This window comes from Paeniglutamicibacter terrestris (genome assembly GCF_012271785.1).
In the GTDB taxonomy this organism is placed as follows: Bacteria; Actinomycetota; Actinomycetes; order Actinomycetales; family Micrococcaceae; genus Paeniglutamicibacter; species Paeniglutamicibacter terrestris.
In genome coordinates this window covers 43,342-68,510 of the sequence record NZ_JAAWVT010000003.1, presented here as the reverse complement: position 1 = coordinate 68,510, position 25,169 = coordinate 43,342, and the positions used below count along the sequence as shown (strand labels likewise).

The 25,169-nt window shown below is 62.3% G+C and carries 23 protein-coding genes; 9 read left to right on the top strand and 14 right to left on the bottom strand.

Going from position 1 to position 25,169, the window contains the following annotated elements; genetic code table 11:
• Positions 1-25: 25 nt before the first annotated feature.
• A complete protein-coding gene (locus HED64_RS08050; protein WP_168151538.1) occupies positions 26-2,560 on the top strand; it encodes a DEAD/DEAH box helicase in 2,535 nt (844 codons plus the stop codon).
• Between the two features lie 69 nt (positions 2,561-2,629).
• On the opposite strand, the gene HED64_RS08045 is transcribed toward HED64_RS08050, so the two are convergent.
• A complete protein-coding gene (locus HED64_RS08045; RefSeq protein ID WP_168151537.1) occupies positions 2,630-3,484 on the bottom strand; it encodes a metal-dependent hydrolase in 855 nt (284 codons plus the stop codon).
• A 114-nt stretch (positions 3,485-3,598) separates the two neighbouring features.
• On the opposite strand from HED64_RS08045, the gene HED64_RS08040 reads away from it, so the two are divergent.
• Positions 3,599-4,078, top strand: a complete 480-nt coding sequence (locus HED64_RS08040; protein WP_168151536.1) for a GNAT family N-acetyltransferase — start codon at positions 3,599-3,601, stop codon at positions 4,076-4,078.
• Positions 4,075-5,358 (top strand): alpha/beta fold hydrolase, encoded by a 1,284-nt coding sequence (locus HED64_RS08035; protein WP_168151535.1) that lies wholly within the window; start codon positions 4,075-4,077, stop codon positions 5,356-5,358. Before HED64_RS08040 ends, HED64_RS08035 begins: the two co-directional genes overlap by 4 nt.
• On the opposite strand, the gene HED64_RS08030 is transcribed toward HED64_RS08035, so the two are convergent.
• The 6 genes from HED64_RS08030 to coaE all read right to left on the bottom strand — a co-directional run bounded on the left by HED64_RS08030 (position 5,355) and on the right by coaE (position 11,672).
• Positions 5,355-6,680, bottom strand: coding sequence for an MFS transporter (locus tag HED64_RS08030; protein ID WP_168151534.1), 1,326 nt, complete (start codon positions 6,678-6,680; stop codon positions 5,355-5,357). The genes HED64_RS08035 and HED64_RS08030 overlap by 4 nt on opposite strands.
• A 100-nt stretch (positions 6,681-6,780) precedes the next feature.
• The gene (locus HED64_RS08025) at positions 6,781-7,797 is read right to left on the bottom strand and encodes a TerC family protein (protein ID WP_245325842.1); all 1,017 of its coding nucleotides are present in this window, start codon (positions 7,795-7,797) and stop codon (positions 6,781-6,783) included.
• Between the two features lie 315 nt (positions 7,798-8,112).
• The gene (gene uvrB / locus HED64_RS08020; protein ID WP_168151532.1) at positions 8,113-10,215 is read right to left on the bottom strand and encodes an excinuclease ABC subunit UvrB; all 2,103 of its coding nucleotides are present in this window, start codon (positions 10,213-10,215) and stop codon (positions 8,113-8,115) included.
• Positions 10,216-10,262: 47 nt separating this feature from the next.
• Positions 10,263-10,736 (bottom strand): hypothetical protein, encoded by a 474-nt coding sequence (locus tag HED64_RS08015; RefSeq protein ID WP_168151531.1) that lies wholly within the window; start codon positions 10,734-10,736, stop codon positions 10,263-10,265.
• Entirely contained in the window at positions 10,733-11,074 is a 342-nt protein-coding gene (locus tag HED64_RS08010; protein ID WP_168151530.1) for a hypothetical protein, read from the bottom strand. Before HED64_RS08010 ends, HED64_RS08015 begins: the two co-directional genes overlap by 4 nt.
• Complete coding sequence (coaE, locus tag HED64_RS08005; RefSeq protein WP_168151529.1) at positions 11,064-11,672, bottom strand: dephospho-CoA kinase; 609 nt, start codon at positions 11,670-11,672, stop codon at positions 11,064-11,066. Before coaE ends, HED64_RS08010 begins: the two co-directional genes overlap by 11 nt.
• On the opposite strand from coaE, the gene HED64_RS08000 reads away from it, so the two are divergent.
• The 3 genes from HED64_RS08000 to HED64_RS07990 are packed head-to-tail and all read left to right on the top strand — an operon-like array spanning position 11,671 to position 13,640.
• Positions 11,671-11,817, top strand: a complete 147-nt coding sequence (locus tag HED64_RS08000; RefSeq protein ID WP_168151528.1) for a hypothetical protein — start codon at positions 11,671-11,673, stop codon at positions 11,815-11,817. The two genes, coaE and HED64_RS08000, sit on opposite strands and share 2 nt — an antisense overlap.
• A gap of 12 nt (positions 11,818-11,829) precedes the next feature.
• Positions 11,830-12,504 (top strand): YigZ family protein, encoded by a 675-nt coding sequence (locus tag HED64_RS07995; RefSeq protein WP_168151527.1) that lies wholly within the window; start codon positions 11,830-11,832, stop codon positions 12,502-12,504.
• On the top strand, positions 12,501-13,640 hold the full coding sequence (locus HED64_RS07990) for a class I SAM-dependent methyltransferase (RefSeq protein WP_168151526.1): 1,140 nt from the start codon (positions 12,501-12,503) through the stop codon (positions 13,638-13,640). Before HED64_RS07995 ends, HED64_RS07990 begins: the two co-directional genes overlap by 4 nt.
• On the opposite strand, the gene HED64_RS07985 is transcribed toward HED64_RS07990, so the two are convergent.
• Together HED64_RS07985 and HED64_RS07980 are read right to left on the bottom strand one after the other, a co-directional pair.
• Positions 13,612-14,940 carry a hypothetical protein gene (locus HED64_RS07985; RefSeq protein ID WP_168151525.1) on the bottom strand — a complete coding sequence of 443 codons (1,329 nt, stop codon included), beginning with the start codon at positions 14,938-14,940 and terminating at the stop codon, positions 13,612-13,614. The genes HED64_RS07990 and HED64_RS07985 overlap by 29 nt on opposite strands.
• 107 nt (positions 14,941-15,047) lie before the next feature.
• Positions 15,048-15,839 (bottom strand): PIG-L deacetylase family protein, encoded by a 792-nt coding sequence (locus tag HED64_RS07980; protein ID WP_168151524.1) that lies wholly within the window; start codon positions 15,837-15,839, stop codon positions 15,048-15,050.
• Between the two features lie 76 nt (positions 15,840-15,915).
• On the opposite strand from HED64_RS07980, the gene HED64_RS07975 reads away from it, so the two are divergent.
• Positions 15,916-16,485, top strand: coding sequence for an isochorismatase family protein (locus HED64_RS07975; RefSeq protein WP_168151523.1), 570 nt, complete (start codon positions 15,916-15,918; stop codon positions 16,483-16,485).
• 204 nt (positions 16,486-16,689) lie between these two features.
• Here the strand turns inward: HED64_RS07975 and rpsA are convergent, their stop codons facing one another.
• From rpsA to polA, 4 genes are all read right to left on the bottom strand, one after another.
• Positions 16,690-18,156, bottom strand: coding sequence for a 30S ribosomal protein S1 (gene rpsA / locus HED64_RS07970; RefSeq protein ID WP_132364981.1), 1,467 nt, complete (start codon positions 18,154-18,156; stop codon positions 16,690-16,692).
• 184 nt (positions 18,157-18,340) lie between these two features.
• Positions 18,341-19,279, bottom strand: a complete 939-nt coding sequence (locus HED64_RS07965) for a polysaccharide deacetylase family protein (protein WP_168151522.1) — start codon at positions 19,277-19,279, stop codon at positions 18,341-18,343.
• A 4-nt stretch (positions 19,280-19,283) separates the two neighbouring features.
• Positions 19,284-20,579, bottom strand: coding sequence for a GNAT family N-acetyltransferase (locus tag HED64_RS07960; RefSeq protein WP_168151521.1), 1,296 nt, complete (start codon positions 20,577-20,579; stop codon positions 19,284-19,286).
• Positions 20,580-20,816: 237 nt separating this feature from the next.
• Positions 20,817-23,447 (bottom strand): DNA polymerase I, encoded by a 2,631-nt coding sequence (gene polA / locus HED64_RS07955; RefSeq protein WP_245325841.1) that lies wholly within the window; start codon positions 23,445-23,447, stop codon positions 20,817-20,819.
• Between the two features lie 85 nt (positions 23,448-23,532).
• On the opposite strand from polA, the gene HED64_RS07950 reads away from it, so the two are divergent.
• Together HED64_RS07950 and HED64_RS07945 are read left to right on the top strand one after the other, a co-directional pair.
• Positions 23,533-24,051 carry a hotdog fold thioesterase gene (locus HED64_RS07950; RefSeq protein ID WP_342590681.1) on the top strand — a complete coding sequence of 173 codons (519 nt, stop codon included), beginning with the start codon at positions 23,533-23,535 and terminating at the stop codon, positions 24,049-24,051.
• Positions 24,044-24,598 carry a P-loop NTPase family protein gene (locus HED64_RS07945; protein ID WP_168151518.1) on the top strand — a complete coding sequence of 185 codons (555 nt, stop codon included), beginning with the start codon at positions 24,044-24,046 and terminating at the stop codon, positions 24,596-24,598. The genes HED64_RS07950 and HED64_RS07945 overlap by 8 nt, the downstream gene beginning before the upstream one ends.
• Here HED64_RS07945 and HED64_RS07940 read toward each other — a convergent pair.
• Positions 24,595-25,158: a dihydrofolate reductase family protein gene (locus HED64_RS07940; RefSeq protein WP_168151517.1), complete on the bottom strand. Its 564-nt coding sequence runs from the start codon at positions 25,156-25,158 to the stop codon at positions 24,595-24,597. The genes HED64_RS07945 and HED64_RS07940 overlap by 4 nt on opposite strands.
• Positions 25,159-25,169: the final 11 nt, after the last annotated feature.

Here is a 25,169-nt window from a genome sequence, read left to right as displayed (position 1 = left end):
GTAAAACGATAGGCTTGGACACATCATGAAACTTACCGAGTTGCTGCCCAATACTCCCCCGCGCGGCGCCACCGCCGAATCAGTCTATGAAGCCTTCATCAAGTGGGTGGAGGACCGCGGCATCGGGCTATACCCGGCACAGGACGAAGCCGTCATGGAATATGTTGCCGGCAACAACGTCATCCTCGCCACGCCAACCGGCTCGGGAAAGTCCCTGGTGGCCGTCGCCGCACACTTCTACGCCCTGGCCCGCGGCGAGCGCAGCTACTACACCGCTCCCATCAAGGCGCTAGTCTCGGAAAAGTTCTTTGACCTGTGCAAAATCTTTGGTGCAGAGAACGTCGGCATGGTCACCGGCGATTCCTCGGTGAACCAGGATGCTCCGATCATCTGCTGCACCGCGGAAATCTTGGCCAACGTCGCCCTGCGTGAAGGCAAAACCGCCGATCTGGGCACCGTCGTGATGGACGAATTCCACTTCTACGCCGATCCGCAACGCGGTTGGGCATGGCAGGTTCCGCTGTTGGAACTCCCCCAGGCACAGTTCCTCCTGATGTCCGCCACCCTCGGTGACGTCGGACGCTTCGAGGATGAACTCACGCTGCGCACCGGGCGTGACACCACCACCGTGGCACACGCCGAACGCCCCATCCCACTGCACTATTACTACTCGCAGGACGCGGTGCAGGAAGCCATCGAGGAACTGCTCTCCACCAAGCAGGTACCGATCTACGTGGTGCACTTCAGCCAACTCGAAGCCATCGATCGAGCCAGCGGACTGATGAGCATCAATGTGTGCACGCGTGAGGAAAAAGACCGCATCTCCGAGCTCATCGCCGGATTCAGGTTCTCCGCAGGCTTCGGCAAGACGTTGAACCGCCTGGTGCGCCACGGCATCGGCGTCCACCACGCGGGCATGCTGCCGAAGTATCGCCGCCTTGTTGAACAGCTGGCGCAGGCTGGCCTGCTGAAGGTCATCTGCGGAACCGACACCCTGGGCGTGGGCATCAACGTGCCCATCCGCACCGTGTTGATCACCGCCCTGTCCAAGTACGACGGGGTACGTACCCGCATTCTGAATGCCCGCGAGTTCCACCAGATCGCCGGACGTGCCGGGCGGGCCGGGTTCGACACCGCCGGTACCGTGGTGGTGCAGGCACCCGAGCACTCCATCGAGAATAAGAAGTCGATGGAGAAGGCACTAGCCAAGTTCGGTGATGACTCCAAGAAGCTGCGTCAGGTGACCAAGAAGAAGCCCCCGCAGGGCTTTGTGAGCTGGGGCGAGAAGACCTTCGACCGCATCATTGCCTCCACCCCCGAAACGTTGAGCTCCTCCTTCACCGTCACCCACTCCATTCTGTTGAACCTGTTGGCGCGCGAGGGCGACTCCTTTGCCGCCGCCCGCCGGCTGCTCACCGAGAACCACGAGCCCCCGGTCCGTCAGCGAATCCTGCAGCGTAAGGCGCTGGGCATCTTGCGCGAGCTACTGGCCACCGGCGTCGTGGAACGACTGGATCACCCGGACAAGCACGGCAATATGCTGGCCCTCACGGTGCACCTGCAGGAGAACTTCGCGCTGAACCAGCCACTTTCACCCTTCGCGCTGGCGGCCCTGGAGCTCTTTGACAACGAGTCCCCCAGCTACGCGCTGGACGTCGTCTCGGTCATCGAAGCCACGCTGGAAAAGCCACGCCAGGTGCTCGCAGCCCAGCAGAAGAAGGCCCGCGGTGAGGCGATTGCCGCCATGAAGGCCGAGGGTATGGAGTACAACGACCGGATGGCGGCCCTCGAAGAGGTCAGCTACCCGCAGCCGCTGGCCGAGGTACTGGGCAGCGCATTTGAGCAGTACCGCGCCGGCGCCCCGTGGCTCGGCGACTTTGAGCTGGCACCCAAGTCGGTGGTTCGCGACATGTACGAACGCGCCATGAGCTTCAGTGAATACGTGGCGTTCTACTCCCTGACCCGCTCGGAGGGCGTGCTGCTGCGCTACCTCACCGACGCGTTTAAAGCGCTGCGCCAGACCGTCCCGCAGGACGCGCTGCGTGAGGACCTCGAGGACCTGATCGAATGGCTCGGGGAACTGATCCGTCAGGTCGACTCCTCACTGCTGGACGAATGGGAGGAACTGGCCAACGGGGTGCTGCACGAACCCGACGCAGAGATCATCCCACCGGCCCCCGAACGCCTCACCAGTAATCAGCGGGCCTTCCGCGTGATGGTCCGCAATGAGATGTTCCGCCGCGTGAAGCTCTTTGCCGACGAGCAAGATGGTGCACTGGCCGAGCTTGATGGGCACAGCGGCTTTGACGCCGACGCCTGGGCGGACGCCATGGACGCCTACTTCGAGGAACATGAGGACATCGACGATGGCCCCGGCGGCCGCGGACCGAACCTGTTGATGATCACCCCCACCAAGGACTCTTGGAAGGTGCGTCAGGTCTTCGCTGACCCGGCGAACAACCATGACTGGGGCATCGACGCCACGGTGAATCTGGCCGACTCCGATGAGGCCGGTTACCCGGTGATCACCGTGACAAATGTGGGACGCCAAGACGCGTAACTAGTTCGCCACCGAGCTTAAACAGCTGTGCCCGCCGGATTAATTCCGGCGGGCACAGCTGTTGGTGCATTAGAAACCCAAAAGCTTAGTCAGCGGCTGAACTTGGTTGTGGGCCACGAGCACCATCGGCACCACCAACCCGGCGATGGCGTAGATGGACACCGGGACACAGAGTAACCATTCGCGCCACGATCCGGCCCTACCCAGGATCGGAAAGGCCACCCGACCTCCGGGCTTCCAGACATCCTTGAGCAGCGGCACGCGCCGCAGCAACTTCGGCGAGCGAATCCGAATGGGCCAGATCAGGTTGCAGCCACCCACGGTGAGCATGTCGCCCAGGATGTGGATCGCACAGCCCACGGCGACGGCCAGCACCAACCAGTGCTGTTCATCGGGCGAGAAGACCGCAACAAAAACGCCGGCCGGCACCGCGATGATCCACGGCAATCTGGCCATGGTGTCGGGAATGAACTTTAACGCCTTCAGCGCGAAGGACACCAGCAGCACCGCGAGCAGCCCGGCGCCGGGGTAAATCAGCCCGAAGTGCGAGTTCTGCATGGTCCACAGCCCCAGAATCCAGGCCATGACGGTGAAGGCCGCGATGCCCAGCAACGAGTGGGTGCCGTTGCGGTGTCCGCCGGAGACCTCGCCGATGCCGGCGCAGATCGCGTTGGATACCGGTGGCAATGAGTGCGCGATGGTGGCCCGGCGGTGATCGGCGTCGGGCAGCAACGCCGCACCGGCGCACACCATGGCCCCGGCCACCCCCGCAATCGGGCTTTGTTGCAGCAGTCCAAACCCCAGCGGGATGGTGTCGGGCAGCCAGCTAAACTGCTCGGCGAGCCTCCCGGTGGGAAGCTGGAAGTTGGTGGTGATCGCGATCCAGGCTGCTGCGCCTGTGGCCGCGTGGTGGCCGCCCATCATGGTAGTTGGTGCCGTCCTAACGATTTTTCTAGCGGGTGAAACGTCCCCAACATTAGGCCGCGGCACCCACGCGTTGGATTCACGGCACGGCGGCACGCCGGTAGGCTTGGTCACATGTCACTGATTCGCCCCGCGCGGCCCGACGATGCCGCAGCGATCCTTTCCCTCATCCATGAACTGGCGGTCTATGAGCGCGAGCCCGACGCCGTCAAAAACACGCAGGAGCAGCTGACGGCTCACCTCTTTGGGCCGGATCCCCAGGTATACGCCCACGTGGTGGAGGAGGAGGGCACGGTGCTCGGCTTCGCCCTGTGGTTCCTGACCTACTCCACCTGGGAGGGCACCCACGGAATCCATCTCGAGGATCTCTATGTGTCCGAAACCCAGCGCGGCGCCGGGCACGGCAAGGCACTGTTGAGCACGCTGGCGCGGTTAGCGGTACAACGCGGTTACAAGCGCGTGGAGTGGAGCGTACTGGATTGGAACGCCCCGGCCATCGGCTTCTACGACTCCCTGGGCGCCGGAACCATGGATGGCTGGAGCGTCCGTCGCCTCGAGGGTGCCGCGCTAGCGGAACTGGGGGCCGGCGCATGAGCCGCAGCTACAGCTTCCGTGGGATGAATACCACCGAACATTACTTCCAGGTTCCGCTGGATCACGCCGTTCCGCAGGGCGAAAAGATCACGGTCTTCGCCCGGGAGATTTCCTCCACCGAGCATAGTGATCCCACAGCCTTGCCGTGGTTGCTCTTCCTGCAGGGTGGTCCGGGCGGTAAGTCCCCCCGGCCGGCATCGCTGAGCGGCTGGCTGGCCGAGGCCGCCAAGACCTTTAGGATCTTGCTGCTTGATCAGCGCGGAACGGGCCTGAGCACCCCGGCGAACCGGCAATCACTGCCGCTACGCGGGGATGGCGCGGCGCAGGCCGCCTACCTCACGCACTTCCGCGCCGATTCGATCGTGCGCGACGCCGAGGCCATCCGCGAGGCCCTGGGCATCGATACGTGGAGCACCTTCGGGCAAAGTTACGGTGGCTTCTGCACGCTGAGTTACCTCTCGATCGCCCCGGGAGCTCTGGAGCGCTGCATCGTCACCGGCGGGTTGGCCTCGATCACCGCCGATGCGGACACCGTGTACCGCGCGACCTATGCGCGGATGGCCGAACGCAACGCGGAATACTTCGCCTGGTACCCGCGCGACCGTGAGGTCTTGACACAGATCGTGGCCCACCTGGCCCATACCGAGGAACACCTGCCCGGTGGCCGGGCACTGACCGTGCCGCTGGTACAGCTGTTGGGTCAATTCCTGGGCGGTAATACCCGGGTGCACGCGCTGCATCATGTCTTTGAGGGTGCCTTCATCGATACCCCGGGTGGCAAACGGCTCTCCGATACCTTCCTGGCAGTGATCGCCGAGCAGGCCGAGCGCACCACCAACCCGCTCTACGCGCTGCTGCACGAATCGATCTATGCGCAGGGCGCGGCCACGAATTGGTCAGCCGAACGTGTGCTGGAGGAATTCGAAGCCTTCTCCCCCACGGCGGACACCCCGCTGCTGACCGGCGAAATGGTGTACCGCTGGTACTTCCAAGATGATCCGGCCCTACGCCCGCTGGAGGAAACCGCGCGCATCTTGGCCGAGCATGAACACTGGGAACCGCTCTATGACCCCGCGGTATTGGCGACCAATACCGTACCGGTGGCGGCCGCCGTGTACACGCACGATGTTTATGTGGATAGGGAGCTGTCGCTACAAACAGCCGCAGCGGTGGGCAATACCCGGGTGTGGGAGACCGATGAGTACCACCACGACGGGATTGGTGATGATGGCCCGATGATCTTCGCGAAGCTGCTGGAGCTGAGCAAGACCGAAGACTAAGACAAGCGCGCTACCTCGCGCTGGGTGAAAACTGCCACGGCCAGAATAAAGACCAGGCACAGGTAGCCCAGCCCGGCGTAGCCCAGGGTCGCCAGCAACACTCCGGAGCCGGCGGCCCCCAGCGCTCCGGCGGAACTCATCAGGGTATCCGCCACGCCCTGGACCAGGACCCGACGTTCGCGCTCTACCCGCTGCGCCAAAAAGGCCGAGCCGGATACCGTACACATGGACCAGCCCACTCCCAGCAGCACCAACCCCACCGTGATGGCAGCCCGGGAGCTGGCGCCCAGCCCGCAGACCAGCACCGCCGCCACCAGGGTGCCCTGCCCGATGAGCATCATCCTTGGGTGGCCGATCCGGTCGGCCAGCGCGCCGATGAACGGAGACAGGGCGTACATTCCTGCGATATGCAGCGAAATGACGAAACCCACCACGATCAGAATGTCGGTGCTGCCGCCGTGCATTTCGTGTCCGGGGATGGTGGCTAAATCTTTGAGGTGCACCGGGGTCATCGACATCACCCCGACCATCACCAGGTGGGCCACCACGATGCTGGATATGCCCAGGGTGGCTCCGGGCGTGGCCCGCACCGCCGCCAGTCCCTTGGCCAGTGAGCCCCGGCGGCGGCCAACCTGAGGCGCGGCCGGGGCCGGGGCCGTACCATCGGCGGCCTCCCAGGCACGGGCCACGTCGATGGGGTCCGGGCGCAGCCCGATGTTCAGGATGACGATGGCCAGCACCATACCGGTGAGCGAAAAGAGGAACGGCCCGCTCATCGGCGGCAGCCCCAGTCCCTGACCCAGCACCGCTCCGGGTCCGATGAGGTTCGGGCCCGCCACGGCACCGATGGTGATGGCCCAGACCACCAGCCCCAAATCGCGCCCGCGCGTGGCGTCGGCGGCCAGGTCGGTGGCGGCAAAGCGAGCCTGCAGGTTCGCCGCGGTACCCACCCCCAGCAGCGCCGCCCCCAGCAGCAGCATGGCGAAGCTCTGCACCACCGGCGCCAGCATCATGCCGATGGCGCCCAGCGCGGCCAGGAAGTAGCCGAAGGACAGGGCCACGCGGCGTCCGCGCTTCACCGCCAGCGCCGCCAGCGGCAGCGCACTGAGTGCCCCCGCGACGGAGATCGCGGTGGTGGCCGCCCCGGCAAAAGCGTTGGACCCGGTCAGTTCCACGGCCATGAGCGAACCGATGGCCAGTCCCGCGCCGTTGCCCACCCCGGAAAGCAGCTGCGAGGCAGAAAGCGTGGCCACGGTGCGGCGTTGGGCGCGGACGCGGTCTCGCAGCTGGAGGGCGACCGGCGGGATCGGGGAGTTGTTCACCTGCCCCAGCCTAGCAATGGGCTGCGGGTTAAGACCGTCGGGGCCCGTCTTCCATAAGGAAGACGGGCCCCGAGAAGGGTGGTTCTAGAGCTGCAAGTGGTTACTTGCCGTCGATCTCAGCGGTTTCTGCCGCCTTTGCAGCCTTCTGCTCGGCGGCGGCGCGGCGGCCGGCCGGGGAGAGCAGCGAGGCTACCGTCGCGATGACGATGGTACCGAGGATGACCGTAAGGGAAACGGTGATGGAGATATCCGGCACCCATTCGATGTGCTGACCACCGTTGATGAACGGCAGTTCGTTCACGTGCATGGCGTGGAAGACCAGCTTGACACCGATGAAGGCCAGGATGATCGACAATGCGTGCTTGAGGAAGATCAAGCGGTCCATCAGCCCACCGAGCAGGAAGTAGAGCTGACGCAGGCCCATCAACGCGAACAGGTTCGCGGTGAAGACGATGAACGGGGACTGAGTCAATCCGAAGATCGCGGGGATCGAGTCAACGGCGAAGAGCAGGTCAGTCATGCCGATGGTCACGAAGACCATCACCATCGGAGTGAACATCTTCTTGCCGTCGATGACGGTGCGCAGCTTGTTACCGTCGTATTCCTTGGAGATCGGCAGGTTCTTCGTCAGCTTGTAAACGATGCCGTTGTTGGCACCCTCGGATTCGTCCTCACCGTTGTCAGTGGCCTGCTTCCAGGCGGTGAAGAGCAGGAAGGCACCGAAGATGTAGAAGACCCACGAGTAGTGCTCGATGACGGCTGCACCGGCGACGATGAAGATCGCGCGCAGAATCAGGGCAATGATGATGCCGAACATCAACACTTCCTGCTGGTACTTTCGCGGTACCGAGAAGCGGGCCATGATGATGATGAAGACAAAGAGGTTATCGATGCTCAGCGAGTACTCGGTCACCCAACCGGCATAGAATTGCTGACCGAGATCCGGGCCTGCCTGGAACCAGACAACGACGCCAAAGATGACTGCGAGTCCAACGTAGAACGCGACCCAAAGGCCAGATTCCTTCATTGAGGGTTCGTGCGGCTTCTTGACGACGTACAGCAAATCAAGAAGAAGAATGATACACAAAGCAGCGAGAGCAATAATCTCAAACTGCAGTGTTAAACCGTGGTTTCCCAATGTGGGGCCTTTCGAAAGGGAGGTACGTTTTTTACCGCAAGTCTCTCCGCCGCCCATTCAGATTGGATCGGCCGCTGCGCCCGGCGAGGCATCGATGCCTTGCGTGTTGACGATCACAGCACTTTGGGATACTCCCCTACGCTCTGACTAGTCTATCGCATCCATGTTTCGAACTTGTGAATTCGCTGGGATGTGCTGAAGTACGGTGCACGCGCTAGGCGAAGCTTTTACGACCCGGTCCGGATCCACCTGCAGCGCGCGCAGTTGCACACGGATCCGGAACGCCACGACTGCTTACGCGTGACCCGCGTTCTTCATCTGCCGAAGCTCCTTCTTCAGTTCCGAAACTTCATCACGCAGCCGGGCGGCCACCTCAAAGTGCAACTCGGCGGCCGCAGCATGCATCTGCTCGGTCATCTGGCTGATCATGTCCACCAGGTTCTCCGCCGGGGCGGCGGCCAGGCCGTCGGCACGCACCGTCTCATGCGCCTTTTTGGTGCCGGAACTTGAACGTTTTGCATCCTTTGTCAGGCGCTGGTTATTCAGCAGCTCCTGCGTGTCGGCATCTTCACGCGCCAGCGAATCGGTGATGTCGGCAATTTTCTTGCGCAACGGCTGCGGGTCAACACCATGATCCGTGTTGTACTTTTGCTGGACCTCGCGGCGACGGTTGGTCTCATCAATGGCCTGGGCCATGGCCGCGGTGATCTTATCCCCGTACATGTGCACCTGACCATCCACGTTACGGGCGGCACGGCCGATGGTCTGGATCAGCGAGGTCGCCGAGCGCAAGAAGCCCTGCTTATCGGCATCCAAGATCGCCACCAGCGACACCTCGGGCAGGTCGAGTCCCTCACGCAAAAGGTTAATGCCGACCAAAACGTCGAACAGGCCCATCCGCAGCTCGCGCAGTAGCTCGACGCGGCGCAACGTGTCCACATCCGAGTGCAGGTACTGGACCTTAACCCCGTGTTCGGTGAAGTAGTCGGTGAGGTCCTCCGCCATCCGCTTGGTCAGCGTGGTAACCAAGATGCGTTCGTTGCGTTCAACCCTGACGCGGATCTCATCAAGGAGGTCATCGATCTGCCCCTTGGTGGGTTTGAGGATAATTTCCGGGTCAATCAGACCGGTGGGGCGGATGATCTGCTGCACCACGCCGTCGGCCTTGCCCAGCTCGTATTTGCCCGGGGTCGCCGAAAGGTACACCGTCTGTCCGACGCGCTCGAGGAACTCGTCCCATTTCAGCGGCCGGTTATCCATCGCGGAGGGAAGCCGGAAGCCGTGCTCCACCAGGGTGCGCTTGCGCGACATATCGCCCTCGTACATCGCGCCGATCTGCGGGACGGTGACGTGCGATTCGTCGATAACCAGCAGGAAATCGTCGGGGAAGTAGTCGATCAAGCAGTGCGGGGATGTGCCCGGCTCACGGCCGTCCATGTGCCGCGAGTAGTTCTCGATGCCGTTGCAGAACCCCATCTGCTCCATCATCTCCAGGTCGTATGTGGTGCGCATGCGCAGCCGCTGGGCTTCCACCAACTTGTTCTGCGATTCCAGGGTGTCAAGGCGAATACGTAACTCGTCCTCGATGTCCCCGATGGCGCGATTCATCCGTTCGGGACTCGCCACGTAGTGGCTGGCGGGGAACACGTACATCTCGTTTTCTTCACGAATCACCTCACTGGTGACCGGGTGGAGCGTATGGATGGATTCGATCTCGTCGCCGAAGAATTCGATCCTCAGCGCCTGCTCCTCGTACATCGGGATGATCTCCACGGTGTCCCCACGCACGCGGAAGGTGCCACGGTGGAAGTCCATGTCATTGCGGGCATATTGCATGGACACAAATTTGCGCAACAAATCGTCGCGGTTCAGTTCCATACCCTTTTTCAGGGTGACCATGCCCGCAACGTATTCCTCGGGGGTACCCAGACCGTAGATGCAGGAGACGGTGGCGACCACGATGACGTCGCGGCGGGTCAGCAGCGCGTTGGTAGCCGAGTGGCGCAGCCGCTCGACCTCCTCGTTCACCGATGAGTCCTTCTCGATGAAGGTATCGGTCTGCGGTACGTAAGCCTCGGGCTGGTAGTAGTCGTAGTAGGAGACGAAATACTCGACCGCGTTATTGGGCAACAGCTCACGGAACTCGTTGGCCAGCTGGGCGGCCAGCGTCTTGTTCTGCACCAGCACTAGGGTGGGGCGCTGAACCTGTTCGATGAGCCAGGCGGTGGTGGCCGATTTGCCGGTACCCGTGGCACCGAGCAGCACCACGTCCTTCTCCCCCGCGTTAACGCGACTAGTCAGTTCCTTGATGGCCGCCGGCTGGTCACCGGCGGGCGAGAACTCGCTGATGACTTCGAAGGGGGCGACGACGCGATTGATCTGCTGCGCAAGAGACATGTATCTAGGCTACGCCCTGACACCGACCGTTTGGGGGCATGCTCGCCTTAGGCGCAAAGACCCGCCGCATTGGCCCGCTCACGCAGCCGGCCGATGCGTGTCATCGCCGCATCCTGCGTGCCGGAGACGAAGTCGAAGTACTCCATCGCCCCGTCCAGGATGCCGTTGACTAGCTCGCCTGCCTCCACGATGTGGCGTACCTTCCCGGCGGTGAACTTGGTCCGGCTCCCGCTGGACTCCAGCGTGAATTCCGCTTCGATACACGGGTAGGGCACCGTCGCGCGCCCGTCGGTGAGGAAGCCCTCGACGGTGTCCAGCAGCGCGTGCCAGATCCCCGGCAGCTCATCGATGCACTCGACGGGGATCAGCTGCAGCGAGTGGTAGCGCAGCTGGACGGATCCTAAGGTGCCGTCAACGCCCGCCGCGCGTGAGGGGTCGCGTTGGATGCTCACCAGGTGGGGTGGTGAGCCGTCCGCGGGTTCGTGCCGGAGGAAGGATTCGGCGATCATGGAGGTTTTCACTTGCGGGCCGGGCGCTCCTCGATGTTTCCGAGCGTTGCTCGCATCAGCCTGATCATGAACAGCACCGTGGCGGTTCCCGCGGCCAGCAGTCCGGCCAGTGCCAGCCACCCCGGCAGCAATACCGTGGCGTCGTAGCCCGAGTCGCGTGTGATGAATTGTTCACGGCCCCCGGCCAGTGTCCAGAGCAGAATGGCGATCACTAGGGCCAGCCCGGAGAAAAGCCACATACCGCGGATGACCCGCATCTCGTTGCGGGCCTTGAGCATTTCGGCGGCCAGGAGCGCCTCGAGGTGCTCCCTAGCAGCGGAGGTCGGGGCCGATTCGGCGTCAGCGGGCATGGGTGTTATTCGGGACAATGTGGGTCTCCCAGACTGAGTCAACGTGGTGTTGTAATTCTTCGAGCGTGCCGGAGTTGGTGATGACGATGTCGGCGACGGCCGCACGCTCTTCATCGGTGGCTTGAGCTGCGATCCGCGCCTTGGCATCCTCCACACTCATGCCGCGCTCGTGCACCATCCGCTGCAGGCGTTGCTCCAGCGGGGCCGCGACCACGATCACTAGGTCAAAGTTCGCGGCTTGCCCGCTCTCCACCAGCAGCGGGATGTCCTGAACGATGACTGCCTGCTCCACGGCGTCGGCGCGCAGCTTTTCGGCCTGTGCGCGCACCAGCGGGTGCACGATGGAATTGAGTTTCAGTCGCGCGGCGGTGTCGGAAAAAATCAGCGTGCCCAGCGCTGGCCGATCAAGTGCCCCGGCGGGGGTGAGGATGTCCTGGCCAAAGGCGGCAACCACCGCGGCGAGCCCGGGGGTCCCGGGCGCCACCACGGCGCGAGCGATGGCATCGGCGTCAATGAGCACGGCGCCGTGTTTCACCAGCAGGGCAGCCACAGCAGATTTTCCGGCGGCGATTCCGCCTGTCAGACCAACGTTAAGCATGCTTCTAGCCTACCGTCGCCACTACAACATTCAGCTGTGGACCATGCGCTGGGCGCGGCTGGGTTCGTTTCCCTCCTCCAGCATGGTGCTCAGCGATTCAACCACCGCGCACCGGCGCAGCGAAGGCCACGCGCCGATTGACTAGAATGGATCGGTAATGGACAACGATTCTGTGGCGACGGCCTATACAACGCTGGACGGCGAGCATGTGGCCGAGCTGGAGATCAAGCGCTCGCGCTTCATCACCTACCTGCGCCGGGTTGAATCCGAGCCAGAGGCTCGCGCACTGATCAGCGAATTACGCAAAAAGCACTTTGACGCCCGCCACCATTGCAGTGCCTTCCTGCTGGGGCCGGACCGTACCGCGATGCGCAGCAACGATGACGGTGAACCTTCGGGCACCGCCGGCATCCCGATGCTCGACGCCCTGGCCAAACGCGAGACGAGTGCGGGAAGAACCGACCTCTCCGATGTGGTGGCGGTGGTGGTGCGCTACTTCGGCGGTATCCTACTGGGCGCCGGGGGTCTGGTGCGCGCCTACTCCGAATCGGTGTCCAGCGCGCTGGATACCGCACCGTTATTGCGCCGCCAGCGCCTGCGCATCCTAGGGATCAACTCCGATTATGCTGCGGTCGGACGGCTGGAAAATGACCTGCGCGCCGCCGGGGTGCGGGTACTGGGCACCGATTATGGGCCGGCACTGGCCACCCTGCGGGTGGGGCTGAACGATGAGGGCAGTATTTTGACGACGTTTTACGACCGGCTGGCAACACTCAGCGCCGGCGCAAGCAGCGCAGAAGATTTGGGAACCGAATGGGTGGATGCACGATGAGTCTGAATTTTGAATTATTGCGGCGGTGGCCAGATGTTGAGGCACAAAACCTTGCCGCGGTTGATGCGGCGGATCGTCTGCTGCTAGATCTTGGCGCGGCGGCGGGTTGGCCGAGCGCACCGGGCCAGGTCGTGATTTTGGGTGATCACTATGGCGCGCTAACGCTCGGGGTCCTTGCTTCCGGTGTGCACGGCGTGCGGGTGCACCAAGACACACTCTCCGGATCCCGCGCCATCACCGCCAATGCGCAGAGACTACTTCCGGAACTCAGTGACGAATTCCGCTTACTACCCCTCGGCGCCGAACTGTTGCACTCAGCCACGCTGGTGCTGCTGGTGTTGCCGCGTTCGCTGGACGCCCTGGAGGAAATGCTCGGGTTCATCGCCGAACATGCCGATCCCAGGGTCAAGGTCATGGCCACCGGGCGCATCAAGCACATGAATCACAGCATGAATGAGGTGCTGGGCAGTTACTTTGAATCCGTGACAGCCTCGCTGGGACGCCAAAAGTCCCGCGTGCTCACCGCCGTGGGACTGCGCGAGAAAACCGCACGCCCCGCTCCGCGTTTCCCCTTGCGTTCCTCCCACGAGCTCGCCTTGGCCGAACCACTGGCCCTGCGCGCCTTCGCGCAGACCTTTGGTGGCGCCAAGTTGGATCCGGGCACCCGCTTCCTGCTGGAACACCTTGAGCTACCCGGCGATGCACAGCATGTGGTGGATCTGGGCTGCGGCAATGGGTCAATTGCTACCTTCGTCGCGCTGAAATACCCCGGCGTTCGGGTGCTAGCCAGCGACCAGTCGGCCTCCGCCGTGGCCTCCACCGACGCCACGGCCGCGGCCAACGGTGTGGGTGAGCGCATCACCGCCGTACAAGATGATGCGCTGGCCGCGCGCGGTGACGGCTCGGAGTCGGTGGTGATCCTCAATCCGCCCTTCCACATGGGCAATACCGTCCATGCCGGGATCGCGTTGAAGTTGTTCACCGATGTCGCCCGCGTACTGGCCCCGGGCGGGGAGCTGTGGTGCGTATGGAATTCGCATTTGGGTTACCGCGGGCAGCTAGAAAAGTTGGTGGGTCCCACGCGTCAGGTGGCCAAAAACCCGAAGTTCACCGTGACGGTGTCGACGCGTCGCTAATCTCCGGCCGCGTGGCGTAGCTGCGTGCCAGTGGTGCCGGGTTGGTTTCAAAGCGTGGCCGCTGCCCGGTGCTGCGCACCGCGTAGCCCGGAAGGCCGACGCCGTGCAGGCGGATGTGGTCGGTGATCGGCGCAGCGGTCTTTTCCTCGGCGAGGAAGTTTGGATCCGAGTCAGCTGAGTCGCGCCAGCGGATCTTGCGTTTGGCGCGATTGAAGACCTCTGCGGTGCGCCATGGCCGGTAGCCGGTGTGCGTGGGTGCCTCGGCGTTTTTCCCCGGAGCGGGGGTTGCCACCACCGCAGGACGACTCCCCCAGCCGTAAAGTCCCACGATCTCCAGGCGTTCGTTGGCACGTACGGGCAGGGCCGCAGCGTTTTCTCCCCACACCCAGGGCTCGTTGGCTACGCGCAAAAACTCCTGCGGTTCCAGCGCATTAACCGCATCGATCCCATGGATCGGGCAGACATCGTCCAAGACCAGGACCTGCGGCATATCGCCACCGGCGTCGGACTGCCTCGCCCCACAGGTACATCCGGGGCGAAGAGCCTCGGTGCGCGGCACCGCATTGAGCACCCGGCCTAGGGTTAGCGGTCCGTGCGTCGGATCCACCGGAATCTGGAGCACCACATCACCGGCGATGCGTTCAACGATCCACGCCACCAGCGAAACACTGAGCCAAAACAGTATTCCCAGCAGCGGGATGACCAACCCACCGTCGGCAAAGGTGAAGGTCTCGGCAAGCGAGCGGAAGTTGCTTTCTGGATCGCGCACGAACATCGCGCCGAACCTGAACAGGATCAGGGCAATAATCACGACGAAGAAATACCCCACCCGGCCGCGCGACGTGATGAGCGTACCCGGGCCAGCGAGCAGAGAACGAGACACCGTGAGGCTCCCGGCCGCTATCAACCGCCAGCGCCGGATCGCCAGTGACAGGCGTAGCCCGCTCACCGCCGCTCCGAGGCCCAGCCCGAGGAACCATGCGGCGCTGGCCACCAGCAAAGCGGTGGCCAGCGGGCCCAGATCCGCACTCAGATACAGTCCACAGACCCCACTCAGGGCCAGCCACGGTGTCATCCGTGCCGAGAAGACGGTGAAGAATCCCCAAAAGATGAGTGCAACAACAAATTCGGTCGGCTCGTCTGCGATGATCCACCAGGCGATGAGCGCGTAGTAGGGAAGGATGGATCCCCAACGCAGCAGGCGGTTTGGCACGGTGCGCGGCACCGCAGCCCACTGCTCGTCCGACACTACGTGCCGCGGCAGCACCACCATCGCGTCGTCCCGGATCTTGCGGCCCATGTCATGTCCCCTTGATGAGTTTTTATAAGGATATGTCGGTGCATCGCGCGCAAGCATCATCAATGGGGGTGATTCCGTGTGCTCGATGGGAGGAGATTGTTGGTGTTTCAGAGTCCCTCGAAGAGATCTCGCAGCAGTGGCTGCCCGGCGGCCCGCGGCGGCCAGCTGAGCACCGCCGGTTCACGTGAGACCACCCGTTCCCAGCGAGACACCGTGTTGACCGACTCCAAGAGCACATCGCGCTGGCTACGGTGCTCCAGCAATCCGGCCACAATGCGTGAACTCACCGCGGAAGTATCGACCTCAATGTCGATGAGCTCATCGGGAACCGGGCGCAGCTGGTACTCCTTCTCCGGGTCCCAACCGGGAAGTCCCGACCGCTGGCGCACCACGTTCCAGCGTTCCAGCGTGGAGGCCCTGATCGCCCCGTGGACCAGGCGCCGCAGCCCCGGTCCGGGTATCCGGCGGGCCCGATCAAAGGCCTCATCGGTGGCGCGCCCGATCATGATGTGGTCACGGTGTCCGGTGATTCCGTCCGGTCCGAACGTCGCGACCACTTGCGGCCGTTCCGCCAGCAGGATGTCCATCACGCGCTGCACCAATTCTTCGAAGTCCACCCGAGCGAGCTCTCCGTCGTCGTAACCGAGCCATTCGTGGCGCGCCGGGATGGTGCCGTGGGCACGCCACGCGTTGGCACTTTCCATCCGCCGGACGGCTCCGAGAGTGTCGGCGGTGGCTTGGACACCGGCGGAAATTTGACCCGCTGCCCCATCGGTGGCCAGCACCAGGATAAAGCGGAACCCGGGATCATCCTCGTGCAGGGCAATGGATCCGGCGCACCCGTAGGCGTCATCGTCGGGATGCGCGACAATGACCGCGATGGAATGCGGCTCATTCATGGCCACATTTTAGTCTCCTGCGACGCCACGGGCGAGGTTCGTACTGCCGGAGTCCAAGTGATGCAATACTGCTTCCATGGACGAGCAACTCGCAGGCACAAAAACGGCACTGGTCATCATCGACATGCAGAACGGCGTATTGGAATACTGTGTGCATCCCAAGAAGGTCATCGCCCGCGTACAGGACCTCGTGTCCCGCGCTCGCGACACCGGCACACCCATCTACTGGGTGCAGGATGAACGCGAATTCGAACGCCACTCCACCGCGTGGCGATTGGTCTCCCCACTTCAGCCACAAGATTCCGAACACCGAATCCACAAGTCTTACCGCGATGCCTTTACCGGGACGGGACTACACGCCTCGTTGATCGCCGAGGACATCGGGAACCTGGTGATCTGCGGTGCACAGTCGGATTATTGTGTGCGTACCGCCGCCGGTCGCGCCGCTTCGATGGGCTATGACGTCACGGTCGTCCGTGATGCCCACACCACCGGGGCTGCCACCTTCGAGGGGCAGTCGTTAACCGGGGATCAGATCATCGCTCATACCAACGCGTACTTTGCCACGCTCGACTATCCCAATCAGGACTTCTCGCTGCGGCGTGCCGATGAGGTCATCTTCCGCGCCGTGGCCGTCATCGACTGATCGACTCCTACCTTCTTTCAACACAGAAGAGCATCCATGGCGGTTTCGCAGCTTCTCGGCGCGGGGCCGCCATGGTTGTTTTGTCGCGGTTGAGCCGTCGCCTAAACATCCCGGGTACGACGAAGGGCCCCTTCCGCCAGTGGCGGAAGGGGCCCTTCGCTAGGTTACTTCGGGTGAATCAGTGATTCATCAAAAGTGTGTGGCTTAGGCGCCGGCAAGCTTCTCGCGCAGTGCTGCGAGTGCTTCGTCGGATGCCAGGGTGCCGGCCTCGGTTGCCGGAGCATCCGAGGAGTAGGACGAGGTAGCGGACTCGGCCGGAGCCGAATCTGCTGCTGCGTCGTCAGCAACGTGCTGAGCAACCTGCTTCTTGTGAGCTTCCCAGCGAGTCTGGGCGTCAGCGTACTGCTGCTCCCAAGCTGCGCGCTGGGTCTCGAAGCCTTCAAGCCACTCGTTGGACTCCGGATCGAAGCCCTCCGGGTACTTGTAGTTGCCCTCTTCGTCGTACTCTGCGGCCATGCCGTAGAGTGCCGGATCGAATTCGGTGCCTTCGGGATCTACGCCCTCGTTAGCCTGCTTGAGGGACAGCGAGATACGACGACGCTCGAGGTCGATGTCGATGACCTTGACAAACAGTTCGTCGCCAACGGAGACAACCTGCTCGGCCAGCTCCACGTGGCGCACGGCCAGCTCGGAGATGTGTACGAGGCCTTCGATTCCGTCTTCGACGCGAACGAATGCACCGAACGGAACCAGCTTGGTGACCTTACCCGGAACAACCTGCCCGAGGGCGTGGGTGCGGGCGAAGGTCTGCCAAGGATCTTCCTGGGTGGCCTTGAGCGAGAGCGAAACACGCTCGCGGTCCAGGTCGACCTCGAGAACCTCGACGGTGACTTCCTGGCCAACTTCGACAACCTCGGACGGGTGGTCGATGTGCTTCCAGGACAGCTCGGAAACGTGGACGAGACCGTCTACGCCGCCAAGGTCCACGAATGCACCGAAGTTGACGATGGAGGAAACAACGCCGGGACGAACCTGGCCCTTTTCCAGCTTGTTGAGGAACGTGGAGCGAACCTCGGACTGAGTCTGCTCGAGCCATGCACGGCGGGAAAGAACAACGTTGTTGCGGTTCTTGTCCAGCTCGATGATCTTGGCTTCGATTTCCTGGCCGATGTACGGAGCCAGATCGCGCACACGGCGCATTTCGACGAGCGATGCCGGCAAGAAGCCGCGCAGGCCGATGTCGAGGATAAGGCCGCCCTTGACCACCTCGATGACGGTGCCGGTAACGACTCCGTCTTCTTCCTTGATCTTTTCGATGTCGCCCCAAGCACGCTCGTACTGAGCACGCTTCTTGGACAGGATCAAACGACCTTCCTTGTCCTCTTTGGTGAGGACGAGGGCCTCGACGAGGTCACCGACGGCGACAACGTCGCCCGGATCTACGTCGTGCTTGATGGAAAGTTCGCGGGAAGGAATGACACCTTCGGTCTTGTAACCGATGTCGAGCAGGACTTCGTCGCGGTCAACCTTGACGACGGTGCCTTCGACGAGGTCGCCATCGTTGAAGTACTTGATGGTGGCGTCGACGGCAGCGAGGAAGTCTTCAGCAGATCCGATGTCGTTGATTGCAACGACCGGTGCGCTGGTCTTCTCGTTGGAGGTGATGGTCATGTAGTAGGGACTCCGATGTGGATAGTCTGTATGAGTCGGTCAGCCGGAAGCCCCGGCATATTCCGAATTTAGCTTGAGTGCGGGCACGGCAGTAGCCGGAACACGCTCACCTAGTCTATTCCCCCACACCCTGCCGGGTCAAAACGTCAAATCCGAATCTTGTCAACCCAAAAAGCACGATAACTCAGGCGAAGGCCGCCGAAAGTGTGAGCAGGCGTAGATTTTTGGACTCGAGCTTTTCGATCAGCCCCGGAAGCGCCCGGGCTACTCCGGCCGAGGTAGCCGAAGACGGTTGATTAAAGTGCGCAATTCCCACGTCAGCGGCGCCTAGCTGCATGGTTTGGGCCGCCACGGTAGCGAGCGGGAACGTCGCTCCGGCGTCCAGATTGATGGTGAAGTTCATCGGAATGAGCCCCACGTCCCGGCATATTGCGGCACCGAGTTCATCCATGTGCGCGGTGCCGGAACGGAAGAACTTCGCCTCAACACCAAATTCGTCGGCCAAATAGTGTTGGTTTCCCACGACCTCGTCGTAGGCTTCCCCCACCGTTTTGGTGCCCGGGATGCCATAGGCTGCTTGCCCCCGACTGGTGAGCGGTGCGTGCGAGGTGCCGTGATTGGCGATCTCAAAGAGCGGGTCGGCAATCAAATCGCGCAGCAGTGAGGCATTGGTTTGTGCCCAGCGACTATTGATAAACAAGGTGGCTGGAGCCTGGTGCTTGCGCAGCGCGGCGATCAATTTCGCGTCATAACCCGCACCGTGTTTTCCCCCACAAGCATCAAAGGTCAGGGCTGCACCGCGCGCACCGGGCGGTAGACCCAGTTTGATGCCGGGAATTTCCAGACCAAAGGCGCCGGCAGGTTTCCCGGCGTGAGCGGCCACCACGGTCTGGCGGCTGGGAATACTCTTTTGAGGAGCCGCCGCCGAGGCCGTGGACGACGATGGCGCAGAGCTGACCGCGGTCGCGGTTGGTCTCGGAGTTGGCGGCGGGGTGCTCACCGGGGCCGTGGGTGATGCCGGGTCAGCGGCGCAGGCACCAAGAAGGGTTGCACTGGCTCCCAGCAGGGCAGCGAGCACGGAGCGGCGTCCGGTCAGGGTGGATCGTGGTGCAGTACTGGTCATGATCCTAGAAGTCCGCCTGGCAGTAGGGGACGGTATTGGTGGCAAAGAGCGCATCGAGGGTGGCCAGTGCCGCTGCCTGGTGAACGATCAATACTCCGGCCTGAGCCAGATGGGTGGCCCGGAAACCACCGAGGTAGAGCGAAGCCAGATCGCGGATATCGATCGTGACATCCGGCTCACTACCGGCCATGGCGGGGTGCACTCGGGCGACGGAATCTTGCACACTCAATTCCCAATCGCCGGAGGTCAATCCCAGATCGTCGATGACCCGCAAGCGGATGCTTCCCTCACCGTTGTACGTCCGTGCCGTGAGCGCGGTTTTGATATCCAGAATGCGCAACCACAGGTGGTCCCCCTGGGCGGTGACCTTGTAGTCCCGGGGATTGTGAAGCGCGGAAGGCAGGATGTCGTCGATGGGCCCGCGGCCGGTGATCTTTTCCACCAGGTCGTGAGATGCGAGGTAAGCCATCAGATCTCGGCGTCCGGCACCCGTCACGGCGCACATCTGGCCAATTTCCATGGTGGGAGGGACAACCTGCCAGCCGGAGAACTTATAACTCATGAAGCCGTCGGGGCGCCCCTGGGCATCTAGATGCAGCGCCGCACGGAGGTTTTTTGCCGGCTTGGGCGAATCGTGGTTTTCCCAGAGACCCGCTGCCTGACCCACGTCGAATTGTGTGGCACTGACCGAGCCAAGTGTCCGTGCGTGAGCGGCGGCGAAGATGGCCGGGGCATACTTGCTCAGCTCTTGGGGTTTGATGGCCACCACGGTGCCCTCGCTGGTGCCGCGCAGGGGCAGCCCGCCGGAGACCTTGAGCGTGAACCTGGCGCGTTGGGTGACCCGCCCGAAGCCGAAGCGTCCATAAATGGTGGCTTCCGATGCGGTCAGCGCGGCGAACGCCACCCCGGCATCACGCGCCAAGCGCAGGTCCTCGGTGATGATTTGCCGCAGCAGGCCGCGGCGGCGGTGGGTGGGGCTGACGGTCACCGCGGTGATCTGGTGGACCGGCATGAGATTTCCGCCGCCGATATTCAGTGTCCCGGGCAACGAGGCGTAGGTCGCAACGGGGGCATCTGCATGCAGCGACGGCTGAACTGCCGCCTCATCGTAGGCCGCCGTGAACGTGGTGTTCTCGTTCGCATTGATCTGAGCCAGAGTCTTCAGGTCATCGTCGTCAAGCTCGAGTTCGTGGAATCCACGGCTGATGGACGAGAGCATCAAGGACGTTTGTGCGTCCGGGGCACCGTCGATAAGTGTGGGTTCGAATCGATTAATGCGGATCGTGTTCTCTTCACTCATAGTTATTGACGCTTTCCGATCGATACGGGTGGGGGTAAAAATGGTGCGCGGTGCCCTCGATGTTCGTTGTTGGCACCGCGCATGACCCCACGGCTTGACCGATGCTGAGGTGTCTTCCCCTCAGCATCGGCAGGATACTACGACTGGTAAAAACCTCGGCAGCGATCGCGGCGTGGGGCTCCGGACTTTGCCACCGAAGGCGACGGGAGTCCGTATTGCCGCGCAGCTGCCGTGGCATTAGTGTCCGGCGTCCTGCCAGGACGTTCCGATACCCACGTGGACATCCAGCGGAACGGCTAGGTCTGCGGCCGCACCCATCTTGTCGCGCACGATCTTTTCCACGGTCTCCAGTTCACCCGGCGCCACTTCGAGGACGAGTTCGTCATGGACCTGCAAAAGCATGCGAGATTTCAGACCGGCCGAAGCCAATCCTTCTTCGACGCCAAGCATGGCGCGTTTGATGATGTCGGCTGCGGACCCCTGGATGGGGGCGTTGAGAGCCGCACGTTCGGCGATGTCACGCAGCTGGCGGTTGTCGCTGGCGAGTTCCGGCAGGTAGCGTCGGCGGCCAAAGATCGTCTCGGTGTAACCATCCTTGCGAGCCTGATCGACTACCGCGCGCAGGTAATCACGCACCGCGCCAAACCGCGAGAAGTAGTCCTTCATCAAGGTCCTGGCCTCATCGACGGAGATCTTCAGCTGCTTGGAAAGCCCGAAGGAACTCAGTCCATAGGCCAGACCGTAGCTCATGGCCTTGACCTTGGATCGCATCTCGGAGGTGACCTCCGCTGGTTCAACGCCGAAGACGTGTGAACCGACAAAACGGTGCAGGTCCTCGCCGTCCTTGTAGGCCTGGATCAAGCCCTCGTCGCCGGATAGGTGCGCCATGATGCGCATTTCGATCTGCGAGTAGTCGGCGGTGAGCAGCGTTTCGTAGCCCTCGCCCACCACGAAGACCTCGCGGATGCGCCGGCCTTCTTCCGAACGAACGGGGATGTTCTGCAGGTTGGGGTTCAGCGAGGACAGCCGTCCGGTAGCTGCGACGGTCTGCGCGTAGGTGGTGTGAATGCGTGAATCGGAGGCAGTAGCCTTGCGCAGGCCTTCGACGGTTTGGCGCAGCTTGGTTGCGTCGCGGTAGGCCATCAAGGCAACCAGGAACGGGTGTCCGGTCTTGACCAGAAGATCGGCCAGTGACTCGGCATCGGTGGTGAATCCGGTCTTGATTTTCTTGGTCTTGGGCAGATCCAGTTCTTCAAAGAGCACCACCTGCAGCTGCTTGGGGCTGGAGAGATTAACCTCGTGGCCAATGGCAGCAAATGCTTCTTCGGTGGCTCGGTTGATGGTGGTGGTGAAATCCTCGTAGAGTCCGTCAAGCTTGGCGGTATCCACGGCGATGCCCGCCATTTCCATCCGCGCCAGAATCAGCGAAAGCGGCATTTCCAGCTCGGTGAGCAGTTGCGCTCCCCCACGCTCTACCAACATGCCGGCCAGGTACAGGCTCAGTTCACGCACTGCGTAGGCACCGCGAACCGCGGGGGTCGCCACATCCGGGCCCTCAAGATCCAGGGCGAGCTGACCGTTGGCAGGAGCCTCGGTGGTATCAAGCGCGAAGCGCAGGTGCTGCTGGGCAATATCGTGCAGTTCGTGGCTGCGGCGATCGGGCTGAATCAGGTAGGCGGTGATCATGGTGTCATCAACGACCCCAGCGAGCTCAAGCCCACGGTTTTTCAACAGCTTGTAGGTGTCCTTGAAGTCGTGCAGAGCCTTCGTGTAGCTCACCGAGGCCAGAATCGTCGCTAAGGACTTTTCGGTCTCCGCGTCAATTTCCTCGAGGGAAATGAAGGCGGTGGCATCTGCCGAGGCGAAGGCCAAGCCGACAACGTCGGTGCCACCCGTGACGGGAACCGTGGCAGGGTGCATGCCCAGCAGTTGCGCGCCGTGGGCAGCGAACCAAGCGTCTAGGCTCGCCGCGTCACCGAGTGTTTCGGCCGCGGGGATTTCGACTTCCTCGGCGGCGTCTTGTGGCTCATCTCCGAAGAGGTCAAAGAGTCGCTTGCGCAGCGTATTGAACTGCAATGCGTCAAAGAGCTCCTCGATGGCCTCGCGATTCGGGCGCTCTAAGGTCATTGCCTCGAATTCGACCGGCAAGTCCAAATCGCGAAGCAGGTGGTTCAGGCGGCGGTTGCGGGTCACGTTGTCCACGTGTTCGCGCAGCGAATCGCCGACCTTGCCCTTGATGGCATCAATGTTCTCCAGGATGCCGGGAAGGCCTCCATAAAGGTTGATCCACTTGGCAGCGGTCTTCGGGCCGACGCCCGGGACACCGGGAAGGTTATCGGCGGTTTCACCCACGAGTGCTGCAAGGTCCGAATACTGTTCGGGACGCACGAAGTACTTGGCCTCGACGGCATCCCCGTCCATCGGTGGAATGTCCGAGATACCCTTCTTGGGGTACAGCACCAGGGTCTTTTCCGTGATCATTTGGAAGGCATCTCGGTCGCCCGAAACCACCAGCACGTTGAATCCAGCAGCTTCGCCCTTGGCAGCCAAGGTGGCCAAGATATCGTCGGCCTCGTAGCCCTCCATGGAGATCGAGGGGATATTCATCGCTTCCATGACCTTGCGGATCAAATCGATCTGGCCGTGGAATTCCTCGGGGGTCTTATTACGGCCGCCCTTGTACTCGGTGTATTCCAGTGAGCGGAACGTTGGGGTATCCAGGTCGAAGGCCACGGCCACGTGGGTAGGCTTCTGCTGCCGGATCATGGTTAGCAACATCGACACGAATCCGTGCACGGCATTGGTGTACTGCCCGGTGTCGGTGGCAAAGTTTTCTGCCGGTAGTGCATAGAAGGCCCGGAAGGCCATGGAGTGCCCGTCAATGACGAGTAAACGCTGGGGATCGGTTGCCACAATTTTGGTTGATTCGCTCACAGATGCCAGCCTAGTTGGCATGAGCAATAATTTCACTGAAGACAACGCATCGAGCATCGAGATATCAGGCACCTTTGCCTCCGAGCAGGCGGCCGATGGCAATCCATTTGCCCAGCAGCTGGCTGCCCACGGTGTTCCCACGACCATGTGGCCGATGTTGGCCAGCCACGGAGTAGGCACACTGGTCGAGAAGCTGGGCATCATCTTCTCGGAAATTTCCGTAGACCGGGTGGTGGCCACCATGCCGGTGGAAGGCAATCAACAGGTCGCTGGCATCCTGCATGGTGGCGCCTCCGTGGCGCTGGCAGAAACGCTGGGATCATTTGCTGCGGCGGTGCATGGCAAGGGCGCCAGAAAGCCGGTGGGCGTTGACATCTCGGCGACCCATCATCGTGCAGGAGTTACCGGATTAGTGACAGGGGTGTGCACGCCGATTCATTTGGGACGCACTCTCACCACACACGAGATCGTGATCATTGACGAAGCCGGCCGTCGGCTGTGCACCTCGCGGATCACCAACATGCTGCTCGATGGCTAAGCCCGTACAACGCATTCTCTGCCATGGCGTCACCGGCAGCGGAAAATCGACTCTCGCGCGCGAGCTGGGGAGCATTCTGCACTACCCGGTGCACTTGGTGGATGACGAGTTTGGCTGGCTACCGGGCTGGGTGCAACGTGATGTCACCGAGCAGAAGGCCCTAGCCGTGGCGGCGGCAGCGGCGCCGGTGTGGGTTTTTGATTCGGCCTACGGACCCTATCGGCGGGACATCGTTGAGCGGAGCGATCTGGTGATCTGTCTTGACTACCCTCGTGCGATCTCGCTGTTTCGACTTCTGTTGCGCACCGTCAAACGGATCATGAGACGCGAGTTGGTGTGCAACGGAAACATTGAAACGTGGAAAAGGACCGTTGGCAAAGAGTCCATTCTGCTCTGGCATTTCAAGAGCTTTGCTGCCAAGCGCCGGAGCATGTTGGAGCTTGAAAATCGGTTGGGTACCGATCGGGTGAAACGATTTGTCCGACCACGAGACACCAAACGTTGGCTCGCCGAATTGGCGGCAAGCCAACAGGGCATCGACTCTTAGTATTCGCGAGTTTGGCCCGGTGCTTTGTTCACGGTGTAGCGGGTTTCGCGGATTCCTCCTTCGTATTCGCGGGTGTACGTCGGGGTAAGTTTCGCTTGCCCGCGCATCGCAAAGAGGGGCCGGCCGCCACCGAGCAGGACCGGAATGGAATAGAGCAACACCTCGTCGAGCAGTCCCTCGTCAACAAATTGTCCAGCCAGCGATCCGCCGCCCACGACCCAGACATCCTTGCCCTTGGCACTGCGTGCGATGTCCTGCGCCCATTCGGTCACGTCCCCGCGAACGAAGGTCAGGTCTGCGCCGGGAATGGGGGCGAGTTCCCGGTGGGTGTAGACCCACGTGGGGAGTCCGGGATAGGGCCATTTGTCGCCCATCTCGGTGCGCATCCACGCGTAGGTGTCAGCACCCATGGCGATGGCACCGATGTCGTTCATGAATTCGTCATAGCTTTCGGCTTGACCCTCAAACCCGTCGAACTCCATCAGCCAGTCGAGTCGTTCGTTTTCGTCTGCAATGTAGCCGTCGGTGGAGGCCGCCACAAAATACCTGAATTGCGTCATGCTGCCCATCC

Excerpts from the sequence above, each read along its gene's own strand:
- HED64_RS07995 (WP_168151527.1), top strand. The coding sequence starts at position 11,830 with ATGGACAACGATTCTGTGGCGACGGCCTATACAACGCTGGACGGCGAG.
- HED64_RS08050 (WP_168151538.1), top strand. The coding sequence starts at position 26 with ATGAAACTTACCGAGTTGCTGCCCAATACTCCCCCGCGCGGCGCCACC.
- rpsA (WP_132364981.1), bottom strand. The coding sequence starts at position 18,156 with ATGACCATCACCTCCAACGAGAAGACCAGCGCACCGGTCGTTGCAATC.
- HED64_RS07960 (WP_168151521.1), bottom strand. The coding sequence starts at position 20,579 with ATGAGTGAAGAGAACACGATCCGCATTAATCGATTCGAACCCACACTT.
- HED64_RS08045 (WP_168151537.1), bottom strand. The coding sequence starts at position 3,484 with ATGATGGGCGGCCACCACGCGGCCACAGGCGCAGCAGCCTGGATCGCG.
- HED64_RS08000 (WP_168151528.1), top strand. The coding sequence starts at position 11,671 with ATGCTTCTAGCCTACCGTCGCCACTACAACATTCAGCTGTGGACCATG.
- HED64_RS08040 (WP_168151536.1), top strand. The coding sequence starts at position 3,599 with ATGTCACTGATTCGCCCCGCGCGGCCCGACGATGCCGCAGCGATCCTT.
- HED64_RS07980 (WP_168151524.1), bottom strand. The coding sequence starts at position 15,839 with ATGAATGAGCCGCATTCCATCGCGGTCATTGTCGCGCATCCCGACGAT.
- HED64_RS07975 (WP_168151523.1), top strand. The coding sequence starts at position 15,916 with ATGGACGAGCAACTCGCAGGCACAAAAACGGCACTGGTCATCATCGAC.
- HED64_RS07965 (WP_168151522.1), bottom strand. The coding sequence starts at position 19,279 with ATGACCAGTACTGCACCACGATCCACCCTGACCGGACGCCGCTCCGTG.
- uvrB (WP_168151532.1), bottom strand. The coding sequence starts at position 10,215 with ATGTCTCTTGCGCAGCAGATCAATCGCGTCGTCGCCCCCTTCGAAGTC.
- HED64_RS07940 (WP_168151517.1), bottom strand. The coding sequence starts at position 25,158 with ATGACGCAATTCAGGTATTTTGTGGCGGCCTCCACCGACGGCTACATT.
- HED64_RS07950 (WP_342590681.1), top strand. The coding sequence starts at position 23,533 with ATGAGCAATAATTTCACTGAAGACAACGCATCGAGCATCGAGATATCA.
- HED64_RS07945 (WP_168151518.1), top strand. The coding sequence starts at position 24,044 with ATGGCTAAGCCCGTACAACGCATTCTCTGCCATGGCGTCACCGGCAGC.
- coaE (WP_168151529.1), bottom strand. The coding sequence starts at position 11,672 with ATGCTTAACGTTGGTCTGACAGGCGGAATCGCCGCCGGAAAATCTGCT.
- HED64_RS07985 (WP_168151525.1), bottom strand. The coding sequence starts at position 14,940 with ATGGGCCGCAAGATCCGGGACGACGCGATGGTGGTGCTGCCGCGGCAC.
- HED64_RS08035 (WP_168151535.1), top strand. The coding sequence starts at position 4,075 with ATGAGCCGCAGCTACAGCTTCCGTGGGATGAATACCACCGAACATTAC.
- HED64_RS08010 (WP_168151530.1), bottom strand. The coding sequence starts at position 11,074 with ATGCCCGCTGACGCCGAATCGGCCCCGACCTCCGCTGCTAGGGAGCAC.
- HED64_RS07990 (WP_168151526.1), top strand. The coding sequence starts at position 12,501 with ATGAGTCTGAATTTTGAATTATTGCGGCGGTGGCCAGATGTTGAGGCA.
- polA (WP_245325841.1), bottom strand. The coding sequence starts at position 23,447 with ATGGCCTTCCGGGCCTTCTATGCACTACCGGCAGAAAACTTTGCCACC.